This window comes from Gluconacetobacter dulcium (assembly GCF_014174165.1).
GTDB classification, from domain to species: domain Bacteria; phylum Pseudomonadota; class Alphaproteobacteria; order Acetobacterales; family Acetobacteraceae; genus Gluconacetobacter; species Gluconacetobacter dulcium.
In genome coordinates this window covers 29,726-41,031 of record NZ_JABEQN010000018.1, presented here as the reverse complement: position 1 = coordinate 41,031, position 11,306 = coordinate 29,726, and the positions used below count along the sequence as shown (strand labels likewise).

The 11,306-nt window shown below is 67.8% G+C and carries 11 protein-coding genes; 6 read left to right on the top strand and 5 right to left on the bottom strand.

Annotated features, from left to right (window positions below):
- Positions 1-71: 71 nt before the first annotated feature.
- Positions 72-1,016, bottom strand: coding sequence for a FecR/PupR family sigma factor regulator (locus HLH25_RS14190; protein ID WP_182974687.1), 945 nt, complete (start codon positions 1,014-1,016; stop codon positions 72-74).
- Positions 997-1,671 carry an RNA polymerase sigma factor gene (locus HLH25_RS14185; RefSeq protein WP_259657250.1) on the bottom strand — a complete coding sequence of 225 codons (675 nt, stop codon included), beginning with the start codon at positions 1,669-1,671 and terminating at the stop codon, positions 997-999. The genes HLH25_RS14190 and HLH25_RS14185 overlap by 20 nt, the downstream gene beginning before the upstream one ends.
- A 13-nt stretch (positions 1,672-1,684) precedes the next feature.
- Between HLH25_RS14185 and HLH25_RS14180 the strand changes: the two genes are divergently transcribed.
- From HLH25_RS14180 to HLH25_RS14170, 3 genes are all read left to right on the top strand, one after another.
- Positions 1,685-3,088: an MFS transporter gene (locus tag HLH25_RS14180; RefSeq protein WP_246402400.1), complete on the top strand. Its 1,404-nt coding sequence runs from the start codon at positions 1,685-1,687 to the stop codon at positions 3,086-3,088.
- Positions 3,089-3,147: 59 nt separating this feature from the next.
- On the top strand, positions 3,148-3,531 hold the full coding sequence (locus HLH25_RS14175; RefSeq protein WP_182974685.1) for a hypothetical protein: 384 nt from the start codon (positions 3,148-3,150) through the stop codon (positions 3,529-3,531).
- Positions 3,532-3,614: 83 nt separating this feature from the next.
- Complete coding sequence (locus HLH25_RS14170; protein WP_182974684.1) at positions 3,615-4,508, top strand: hypothetical protein; 894 nt, start codon at positions 3,615-3,617, stop codon at positions 4,506-4,508.
- An 85-nt stretch (positions 4,509-4,593) separates the two neighbouring features.
- Here HLH25_RS14170 and HLH25_RS14165 read toward each other — a convergent pair whose 3' ends face one another.
- A complete protein-coding gene (locus HLH25_RS14165) occupies positions 4,594-5,001 on the bottom strand; it encodes a rhodanese-like domain-containing protein (protein WP_182974727.1) in 408 nt (135 codons plus the stop codon).
- Between the two features lie 113 nt (positions 5,002-5,114).
- On the opposite strand from HLH25_RS14165, the gene HLH25_RS14160 reads away from it, so the two are divergent.
- The gene (locus HLH25_RS14160) at positions 5,115-6,149 is read left to right on the top strand and encodes a cysteine synthase A (RefSeq protein WP_114729184.1); all 1,035 of its coding nucleotides are present in this window, start codon (positions 5,115-5,117) and stop codon (positions 6,147-6,149) included.
- 89 nt (positions 6,150-6,238) lie between these two features.
- On the opposite strand, the gene HLH25_RS14155 is transcribed toward HLH25_RS14160, so the two are convergent.
- The gene (locus tag HLH25_RS14155; RefSeq protein ID WP_310889116.1) at positions 6,239-7,516 is read right to left on the bottom strand and encodes an MFS transporter; all 1,278 of its coding nucleotides are present in this window, start codon (positions 7,514-7,516) and stop codon (positions 6,239-6,241) included.
- Between the two features lie 64 nt (positions 7,517-7,580).
- Entirely contained in the window at positions 7,581-8,375 is a 795-nt protein-coding gene (locus HLH25_RS14150) for a PRC-barrel domain-containing protein (protein ID WP_182974683.1), read from the bottom strand.
- 147 nt (positions 8,376-8,522) lie between these two features.
- Between HLH25_RS14150 and HLH25_RS14145 the strand changes: the two genes are divergently transcribed.
- Both HLH25_RS14145 and HLH25_RS14140 read left to right on the top strand, forming a co-directional pair.
- A complete protein-coding gene (locus tag HLH25_RS14145; protein ID WP_182974682.1) occupies positions 8,523-9,245 on the top strand; it encodes a response regulator in 723 nt (240 codons plus the stop codon).
- Positions 9,246-9,294: 49 nt separating this feature from the next.
- Positions 9,295-10,764, top strand: coding sequence for an ATP-binding protein (locus HLH25_RS14140; protein ID WP_182974681.1), 1,470 nt, complete (start codon positions 9,295-9,297; stop codon positions 10,762-10,764).
- Positions 10,765-11,306: the final 542 nt, after the last annotated feature.

The window sequence follows — 11,306 nt, the reverse complement described above, 5'->3', positions numbered from 1 at the left end:
CGCCCCGGATTTCCGCCTCCCGTTTTTGTGAAAGTTAAATGACGAACGGCCTGAATGACGACCGACAGGGATCAGAAAATATCCAGCCGCCCCGGCGATCCCACGTAATCGACATGCAGCACGCTGCGCGCCACCCGCGCGAATGCATCGGGGTCGTCAAGCGCGAACGATCCCATCAGCACGCGCCCGCCGGCCTGCCCATGCACCACCAGTTTCCTGCTGTTATAGCGGTTGAAGATCGCGGCGGCATCGCCAAGCGTCTCGCCCTGCAATTCCACCACGCCGCGCTCCCAGTTGGTGGCACGCGCCAGTTCCTCCGCCGTCAGGGCGTGCAGCCGGGGGGCGGCGTCCGCCACCATGGTCAGGCAATCCCCGGCATGCAGCATAAAGCGCTCCCCGGTTCCCCGCCGAATCGCCACGGCACTGCCGGAGAGCAGCAGGCCGACCGTCTTCTCCCCCGCGATCGAGACCTGCATCCGCCCCACGGAGCGAAAGATCAGGCCACCGGCATCCAGCCGCGCCTCCCGCCGGCTCGACACCACGCACCGCCCGTCCAGCAGCCGCGCATCCGCCCCGCCGACCAGCAGGCCGGAGAAACAGTCCAGCCGAACCGTCCCCCCCGCAATCGCCACCGAGCGCGGCGCCGCATCCCGCACGCTGAAAAAGCGCCCCATCTCGCGCGAGGGCGCCGGCCGGGCGCCGACCATCAGCGCCGCCGAAGCCGCCACCATGGCCCGGCGCGAAAGCCGTCGCACCGGGGCCGGCCGGGCATGCCGGAACGCGAACGCCTCGGGCGGCCGGCAGGCTTCGGGGGCAGGCGCGCCCGCACCGGGCTTCAGCGCCGCCGCGCGCTCCGTCGCCTGCCAGACCACCTGCGCGCGGATCATCGCCCCACGGTGGCGGATATCGGCCCCCAGCCACCGGTCCAGTTCGGCCTGCTCGCCCGCGCTCAGCGCGGCGCGATCCATCCGCGTCACCCAGTCCGCGGCGACCGTGTCAGGCGTTGGATTTTCCACTCCGGAGATCACCGGGCGCCGACCCGCCGCCCTGCGCGGGCAGGTCTCTGCCGGCATAGGCCGTGCCGATGATCCTGAGCGCCCTGGCAAGCTGCTTTTCGACCACATTCTCCGAAACATTCAGGTGAAGCGCACATTCGCGTTGTGAATATCCATAAAAGCGACGCAACACGAACACGTCCCGGCACCGATCCGGCAGGTCGCGCGCGACCTGATCGAGAAAACGCAGTTCCTGTCGCGCAGTCACCGACCGTTCGACCGCCTGCCCCAGGTCGGGAATCTCCGCGCCGGAAAAATCCGTCAGGGAATCGAACGAAACGATCCGTGCCTTGCGATAGTGTTGAAGAACCAGATGACGCGCCACACCAAAAAACCATGCACGCGGAAATCTGATGGAAACAGGATCCGCTTCGGCAAGCTCGACCCAGGCCTGCTGGATGATGTCGTCGATTTCGATCCCCGAAAAACGCCGCAACCATCTCCGCACATCCCCCTCATGCGGAAGAACATGGGTCGCCAGCCAATGATTTCGCTCTTCGGGAAGCAATGGACCATATCCAGTCGCAAAAGGACGGCGCGTCGATAACACGCCGCCCGTGCGGGAAATGTGATAAACTCGTGACAACCCACCCCGCCCGATCGGCCCCGACGGCATGGAAGTCCGGCGCATGGCGCGGTATGGTCCGCCCATGCCGATCCTGCCCTACATCGTCGCCGCCACCTTTTTCATGGAGTATCTGGACTCCACCATCATCGCCACGGCGCTGCCCGCGATGGCGCGCAGCTTCCATGTCGGCCCCAACGAACTCAGCCTGGGCATGACGGCGTATATGCTCACGCTGGCGGTCTTCATCCCGATCAGCGGCTGGATGGCCGACCGCTTCGGCTCGCGCACCATCTTCGCCACGGCGGTCACGGTCTTCACCGCCGCCTCGGTGCTCTGCGGCTTCGCCGGCAGCGTGTCCATGTTCGTCGCGGCACGGGTGCTCCAGGGGCTGGGCGGCGCCATGATGGTGCCGGTCGGGCGCTTCATCGTGGTGCGCAATACCGAAACCAGCCGCATGATCCAGGCCATCTCCACCATCACCTGGCCGGCGGTCGCAGCCCCTGTGGTCGGCCCCACGGTCGGCGGCATGATCGTCACCTTCGCAAGCTGGCACTGGATCTTCTTCATCAACCTGCCGCTGGGCCTGGCGGTTCTGGGCGTCATCTTCGCCGTGGTGCCGCAGCAGTTCGGCGAACGCCGCCCGCTGGACTGGGGCGGCTTCGTGCTGGGCGGCGTCTCGCTCACCGCCCTCCTGCTGGGCACCGAACTGGCCAGCAACACGCAGGCCAGCCCCCTGCTGGCCACCCTGCTGTTCGGCGCCGGCCTGCTGCTGGGCACCGCCACCCTGCGCCACGCGGCCGGCCGCGCGCATCCGCTGCTCGATTTCCGGCTGATGCGCCACCCCACCTTCGCCATCACGGTGCTGGCGGGCACGCTCTCGCGCCTGACGATCGACGCCATCCCCTACCTGGTGCCGTTGCTGCTCCAGATCGGCTTCGGCCTCACCGCCTTCCATGCCGGTTCGCTGATGCTGGCCTTCGCGCTGGGCAATCTGGGCATGAAGATGTTCACCACCCGCCTCCTCCAGCATTTCGGCTTCCGCACCACCGCCGCCGTCAACGCGGCCCTGGGGGCACTGTTCGTCTTGCTGGCGGGCACCATGGTCCCGGCCACCCCGGTCACGCTCCTGCTGCTGGTGCTGCTGGGCTGCGGCGTCACGCGCTCGATGCAGTACACGCTACTGGCCACCCTGGGCTATGCCGATATCGGCGCGCAGGAAAAAGGCCCCGCCAGCACGTTGCTCAGCGTCAGCCAGCAGATGTGCATCGGCATGGCCGTCGCCTTCGCCGCCCTCACCCTGCGGCTGATCGCGACCCTGCGCGGCGAACACCCTTCCACCGACGCCTTCACGCCCACCGATTTCCACTGGGCGTTCCTGATCGTCGCGATCCCCCTGATCCTCTCGATCCCAGGCTATCTGCGCCTCGACCGCACCGCCGGCGCCGCCCTCCGCCAGGGATCCTGATCCCATGGCAGCGACCACAGATATGCACCCCGTCACAGGATATGGAAGGAATGCAGGACATGCGGCGATATCCGATGATCGGCGCCCTCTTGCTCGTGCAGGCCGCAACGCTCCTCCCCGCCCAGGCGCAGGACGACACCGGCAACCGCGTCACGACATATGGCCCCTATGACGCCCCGCCCGGCGGCACCGCTCCCGCCTACGCGCCGCCGACGACCGAACGGGGCAAGCCGTTCCCTCCCGGCCAATATCCGTACGCCTACCCGCCCTTGCAGCAATACCCGGTACTGCCCTATCCCGAGCCAACCCTCCCCACCCAGCCGGCACCAACGCCCCCGCCGGCACCTGTAGCAGCAGCCCCCACGCAGGCACCATCACCCGACACGGCCTGTCCCACCGGCCGGTTCTTCGATCAGATGACGAAAACCTGCGAGAGTCCCTGACGACCGCTTGCTCGACGGTCGAAAGTCCGATAGGTGCGCTCGGCACGCTCCGGCTACACACCCGCGCACGGCAGACAAACACCATGTCGCATCCAGCCCGTTTCCTGCGACGCGCCATTCTCGTCCTGTCGTCGGCGGCCCTCATGGGGCATCATATCGGCGCCTATGCCGCCGATACCGCGCGCCACATCCATCAATTCGGCATGAGCGGCACGATCGGCGATCGCCCCATCGCGATGGTCGCCACCCTCGAAAACGGTACCCGCGTCGTCGATATCCACTATTCCTATGCGTCGCAGGGCAGGACGATTCCGCTCACGGCCACGATCGCGCGGCAGACGGTCACGTTGTCCGCCCCCGATGGCGGTGTTTTCGACCTGCATTTCGTCTCGTCGGCCCACCCAGCCCCCGCGATCCTGGATTTCGATACCGCGACCGGATTGCAGGGAACCTGGCATCACGGGTCCGATCGCCAGCCCGTCTCCATCCGGTTCGTCCTCAGCCGCGACCACCTGGAAGACTGCATTTTCTACCCGTCCTCGATCGTCTCGGGAAAACCGCATTTCCCCGACCAGGGCTGCGAACATACGCCGGACCGAACGCTGCTGAACGCCTGCATCACGAAACCCTACGTCTCCGACGCAACGACCGTCCGCTGTCTCGACAGCACATTGCACACCTGCCGCGCCGACCAGCGCAACATGACGATGTGCGCCCTGAACCTGAGTTCATACCTGGAACAGGTCATCGCCCAGCGCCTCGATACCGGCGGCCACGCCCTCCTCGACGGCCACGCGTACCGACGCTGGGACAAAAAAATCGCCGCAAGCTGCAAGGCGACTTCTGACTTCAGCCCCGATGGAAGCGGCTATGCCGCCGACCAGGATCTCTGCACCGCCCGCGAACGGCTCCGCCTTCTGCAAAACGGCCTCCGCCCCTCCGCCACCCCCATCCGCCCGCATCGCGCGCCACAATGAAAGGCCGACACAGGCCAGAGGCATGGCGCACACCCTCACCGTCGCGAACGATGTCAGGAACGCCGGCGCCTTCCCCTCCCTGCACTCAGTTCTGGCGCCAGGGCAGGCCATCAGCCTTCCATCCGGCCTTGGCGCCCCGATGGCCCTCCGCATCCAGCGGCCCCTCGAATCCACCAGCCACGTTGAACACATGCGCGAACCCCGCCATCCGTGCCGCCATCGCGGCGGAATGGCTGCGCGCACCGGAACGGCAGATGAAATGGATCTCATGCTCCGGCGTCAGTCCCGCCGCCTGAAGCTGCTCCAGGAAACGCGGGTTCGGCTGGCCGCTGAGACCCTGCCAGGAAACCGGGATCACCTGCTTGCCGACCGACGACAGGTCGGGCAGGCCCACGAACATCCATTCCGCGTCGGTACGCACGTCGACCAGTTGCGCCTGCGGGCGGCTGCCCAGTTCGTCCCAGGTCCGGGTGGGGGCTACGTCCTCGATCATCTTGTGTCCCATCGCAAGAATGCACATTGTGCGCATGACGGTCGCCCGGCCCTGGCCGGGCGCATTCCGGCAGCCACAGGTTGCCACGCACGTTGCGGAGAAGGTGCTGCGTTATGGGCCAAAGTGCAAATCCCGCCCCGATCGGCTGGACGACCTCGTCCCCCGACATGACTGCCGCGATCGGCCACACGCCGCTGATCCGCCTGCGGCGCGCGTCGGAACTGACGGGCTGCGAGATCCTGGGCAAGGCGGAATTCATGAATCCCGGCGGCTCGGTCAAGGACCGCGCCGCCCTGGCCATCATCGACGACGCCGAGCGTCGGGGCGTGCTCAAGCCCGGCGGCACGGTGGTCGAGGGCACGGCGGGCAATACCGGAATCGGCCTCACGCTGGTCGCCAACGCACGCGGCTACCGCTCGGTGATCGTCATGCCGGAGACCCAGAGCCAGGAGAAGATCGACTTCCTGCGCATGATCGGCGCCGACCTGCGCCTGGTGCCGGCCAAGCCGTTCCGCGATCCGGGCAACTACGTCCACGTCTCCCGCCGCCTGGCGGAAGAAACGGGCGCGGTCTGGGCCAATCAGTTCGACAACCTCGCCAACCGCGAGGGTCACCGCACGACCACCGGCCCCGAGATCTGGACCCAGACCGAAGGGAAAATCGACGCCTTCACCTGCTCCTGCGGCACCGGCGGCACGCTGGCCGGCATCACGCTGGGGCTGGAGGATTCCGCCCGCGCTGCGGGCCGCGCCCGTCCCCGCATCGTGCTGGCCGATCCGGAAGGCTCGGCCCTGTATGGCTGGGTGAAGTCCGGCGACATGAGCATCAGCGGCGGCTCGATCACCGAGGGCATCGGCCAGTCGCGCGTCACCGGCAACCTGGAAGGCATCGCCATCGACGACGCCGAACGCATCCCGGATGCCGAGGCGCTGGACCTGATCTACGACCTGCTGATCCACGAGGGCCTGTCGATCGGCGGCTCATCGGGCATCAACGTCGCGGCGGCCATCCGCGTGGCACGCCAGATGGGCCCCGGTCACACCATCGTCACCATCCTGTGCGACGGCGGCAGCCGCTACCAGTCCAAGCTGTTCAACCCCGCCTTCCTGCGCGAGAAGAACCTGCCCGTCCCGTCCTGGCTCGCCTGAAAGGCCGTCAGCAAGGTCACCCTGCCGGCCGATCCGGCAGGGTGACCCGATCAAACAGCCTCAGCCCGGAGGCCGAAAGAGCGACGCCCTTACGACACCCTTTCGGCCGTATCCTTCCTCCCGGCGACGGCCGGCGCCGTATTCCCGCGCGCCGTATCGCCCATCAGCAGCGCGACCAGAATCACGCAGACCAGCCCCGCCCCCGCCAGGATCAGGAACGCCAGCGAGACCGAGCGATCGGCCACCGTGCCGGCCAGCGAGGTCGAGAAACTGGCCCCAGCCCCCATGGCCAGCCCCAGAATCCCCATGCACATGTTAAACCGGCCGCTGATGCGCGTCAGGTCGGCGGCCACCAGCGGCATCATCACCCCGAACGACGACGAACTGACCCCGTCCAGCAACTGGATCGCGATGATCAGATAGGGGTTGGAGGTCGTCGCCAGCAGGGCGGCACGCAGCGGCAGGGTGGCGAACGTCACCAGCATCACGGGGCGCCGCCCGACCGTTTCCGCCAGCCGGCCGATGATCGGCGACAGCGCCGCGCCGACAAGCTGCGGCAGCAGGATGCAGGCCGCGATCACGATCTCGGCGATATTGCCCGCGTCCTTGGTCACCTGCCCGGCCGCCAGCGACAGGATGCCCGCCGCCGACAGATGGAAGAAGGCAACGCAGATCGCAAAGGCGAACAACCGCCGGTCGCGCAGCAATTCCCACATCGCGCCCTTGGTGCGCGGCGGCCGCTCGCCCTCGGCCACGGCGGAGGTGTTGATCGAGGCCGCGGCTTCGACCGGCTCGATCATCATCAGCGCCAGCAACCCGGGCATCGCCAGCGCGGCACCGAGAAAGAACGTGGCCTGCGGCGAAACCCAGTATCCCACTGCGCCCATCAGGCCGGAGCCGATGGCATTGCCGATCGAGGCAAAACTGGCATTGCGGCCGAACCGCGCGCCCAGCAGCCCCTTGCCGTCATCGGGCAGACGCAGCACCTGCGCCGCCACCACCGCCAGCGTGATCGCGCCGATCGCGGGCGTCAGCGTACAGCTCGCCAGCCCGTGCAGCACCTCGGCCAGCGCCACCGGCAATTGCTGCGGAAAGATGGCCAGCAGCAAGCAGCAGAAGATCACGGCCAGGATCGAGAACGCCGCAACGCGATGCTTGTCGCGCAGCCGGTCGACCAGCATGCCCGCCGGAACCTGGCTGACCATGGCGGTGACCGACCCGATACTGAGCACATAGCCGATCTGCCCCTGCGTCCAGTGGGCACCGGTCAGATACACCGCGATGAACGAGCCGAAAGAAGCCTGTAGGTTTCCGACGAAGAAATTGAGCAAATCCAGCCCGCGCTGGCTGTTCCTGGGCAGTTTCACGCAGGGCCGTCCCCGTGCCGCCTCAGGGTGCGGTGAATCGCCGCACACCGTTCATCATGCAGGATCATCGCGCCATGAACCCCGACCGTCCCGAAGACGCATGCCCGTCCGGCGGTCCGTCCCCACCGCCCCCCACGGCACCGGGCACCAGCGGCGGCGGCGCAGGCTGGGGCTCGACCGAAACCGGCCCCGGCTCGGCTTCCGCCGGTGCCACGACCGGGGCTACCGGGGCCGCCACCGGCGCGGCCGGCCCTGCGGGCGTGGGCGCGGGCGGTGGCGCCTGAATCACCTTCACATCCATCGACGTCGCGTCATAAGCCGGCGCCGAGCGCACACTGGCGGCATCGATGCGCAGTTTGACCGGGCTTTTTTCCGTCAGCCCGCTCATCACGAACGCATCCCAGGCAATGGCCACACGCCGGTTGCCCACCCCCAGAAAGCCGCCGACATCCACCACGGCGGCGGCCGGATGCCCTTCCTGGTCCAGCAGCACGTCGATCACCTGCCCCACATGGTTGCCATCCGGCGCCACCACGTCACGGTCGATCAGGCTGCCCAGCCGGTGCGTGGCCGTGGCCGCCGCGCCATGCGCCTGCTCCGGTCGGGGCGACGGCGGCACCAGCAGGGCCGGCGGCGGCGGGGCCGTCAACTCGGGCAGGTCACCCGTCGGCATGTCCCGCGCGGGATTGCCGACAAAGCCTCCCCCCGGCGCGCCAGCCGGTATCGGCCCCACCTGCTCCGCCGCGCGCACGGCCCCGGACGACAGGACGAGAAGAACCGACAGCGCACCGACCAGAACCGCCGGACGCACGAAACGGCCGGGCGTACGCGCGACCGGGGACAGGGTGGAATGTTCCATCCCCAATCCTGTGCATGAACCGGGCGCTCCTGTCACAGGCTTCGAGGGGGTCCGGACCGTTTTTTTTTCCACAGGCCCGCTCCCCTCCAATTGCAACCGAATGAAACATCGACTGCACGGGCCGAAAAAGAGCGGTAAAGTAGAGGCATGGAGCCCATGCCTCACATTCTGGTCGTCGATGACGACCGCGAAATCCGCGATCTTCTCGCCCGTTTCCTCGAACGCAACATGTTCCGCGTCACCACGGCGCGTGACGGGCGTGAAACCCGCAAGGCATGGCAGGCCGGCCATTACCAGATCGTGGTGCTGGACCTGATGCTGCCCGGCGAATCCGGGCTGGAGCTCGCCCGCTGGCTGCGCGAGCAGGCGAATGTCCCCATCATCATGCTCACGGCGATGGGCGACGAGACCGATCGCATCATCGGGCTGGAAATGGGCGCCGACGATTACCTGGCCAAACCCTTCAACCCGCGCGAATTGCTGGCGCGAATCCGCGCCATCCTGCGCCGCACGAGCGAAGCCCCCATCACGCGCGGCCCCGACGGCCACACGCAATGCCTCCATTTCTCGGGCTGGATGCTGGACGCCACACGCCGGCGTCTGCTCAACCCCGACGGCACCGAGGTCGCGCTGACCGGCGGCGAATACGACCTGCTGATTGCCCTGCTCGACCGTGCCAACCGGGTGCTGACCCGCGACATGCTGTTCGACCTGCTGCGCGGCCGCCAGGCCGGCCCCTTCGACCGCGCGATCGACGTCGCCATCAGCCGCCTGCGCCGCAAGCTGGAAGATAACGGCCGCAACGCACAGTTGATCAAGACCGTCCGCGGCGGCGGCTACGTGCTGGCATCCGACGTTGAACGCCGCTAAATGCGCTCTATGCCCCACGCGCATGCCCCGACCCCATGACCCGAACTGAATGAACGCCGCCGATCCGGGGCCGGCCGCCGAAGCGCGTGCCCTTCCCCGCCGCATGCTCCGCTGGTTCCTGCCCCGCTCGCTGGCCGCCCGCACCAGCCTGCTGCTGATCGTGGGCCTGGGCATCATCGAGGCCATCGGCCTCGGCGTCCACGCGCTCGACCGCATCGATTTCGACCGCCGCATGATCCAGCAGGAAAGCCAGAATCATGTCGGCATGATCTACCGCTCGATCGTCGAGACCCAGCCGGAGAATCGCGCGGCCGAACTGGCGGCGCTGCACCCGCCCGCGACGTTCCACATCACCCTCACCCCCGGCCCCGATCCCGCCATGGTCGACCAGACGGCCGACGACCCGATGGCCCACATGCACATGGGCCGCCCCCCCTTCGGGCACCAGCCCTTCGAGCAGCCCCCCTTCTCCCGGGGCGCCCAGGGACTGCCGCCGCTGCCGGCCCACATGCGGCCCCGGCAGATCCTGTTCGGCACGCTGCCCCACGGTGCGCGCGGCCGGGCGGTGTCCTTCCTGCTGCCCGACGAAACGCGATGGCTGACCATCCGCTACACCCTGCCCTCACCCAACCCGTTCCGCTCCCCCACCTTCCCCACCGCCTTCGCGCTGATGACGGTGGCCGGCAGCGTACTCATCGTCTGGGGCGTGCGGCGGCTGGTCGCTCCCGTCGGCACCCTGGCGGCGGCGGCCGAGGCCCTCGGCCGCGATGTCAACGCCCCGCCAATGTCCGAGGACGGACCGCTGGAAATCGCCCGCGCGGCGCAGGCCTTCAACACCATGGCCAGCCGCATCCGGCGTTTCCTGACCGACCGCACCTTGATGCTCACGGCGATCGGCCACGACCTGCGCACCCCGATCACCCGGCTGAAACTGCGCGCCGAATTCGTCGAGGACGACGAACTGCGCAACAAATTCCTGGCCGATCTCGACGAACTGGAAGCCATGGTCTCCGCCACCCTCGCCTTCGGCCGCGACACGTCGCGGCGCGAACCGATGGGCCGGCTGGACCTGACGGCCCTGCTCCAGACCATCCTGGACGAAGCCGCCGAAACCCACCCCGACCACGCCGAGGCGATCGGCTTCGCCGAACCGCCGCCGGCGGTCACGATCGCGGCCCGCCCGGTGGCGCTGAAGCGCGCGCTCAACAACCTGGTCCAGAACGCCATCCTCTACGGTGGCGGCGCACAGGTCACGCTGGAAGCCCCGCAACCGGGCAACGAGGGCGAACGCCTGGTCACGGTCCTGATCGAGGATGACGGTCCCGGCCTGCCGCCCGAAGACCTGAACCGTATGTTCGAGCCGTTCGTCCGCGCCGAGGTCAGCCGCAACCGCGAAACCGGCGGCACCGGCCTCGGCCTGGCCATCGCCCGCAACATCATCTGGGGCCTCGGCGGTGACATCCGCCTGGGCAACCGCATGCCGCACGGCCTGCGCGCCACAGTGACCCTGGTCTGCTAGAGCCCTGATGGCCGCCGCGCCTGACGCAATCAAGATGTCTGGCCATGCAGAAATGGCCACAAAGAAGCAAAAGCGGACAAGGCGCTCGATACAAACCCAAAAGTAACGCAATGTATCCACGCAGCGCCAGCCGTCATTTTTCTTGATTTGCCGGGCAGTGATTTATCTTTCTTTGTGGCGCGACGGCCACAAGGACGAGTTCATGACTGTCTCCGCGTTCGATACCAGACGAATGACCACCCGCGCAGGGATATGCCGGATACCGGGCGACTTCCCTGACGGGCCATTCCATCCCTGTCGCCGCCCCCGCGACCGCTCGCGGACCAGATCCCACCACGTCGTATTGTGGTCCGGACCCCAGAGGCCGGCAACGGGCACATGACGCGGACAACGCCCGGTCAGGCGAGAAAAAATGCCACCAGCGCAATCCCGATGGAGCCAGGCCGTACCCTTCCCGCCGCCTCTCCCGTAAAGAGGCTGCCCGGTCCCGATCTCACCATGCCCGCCGGCCACCGGCGGACGCGCACCGACAGCAATGTCGG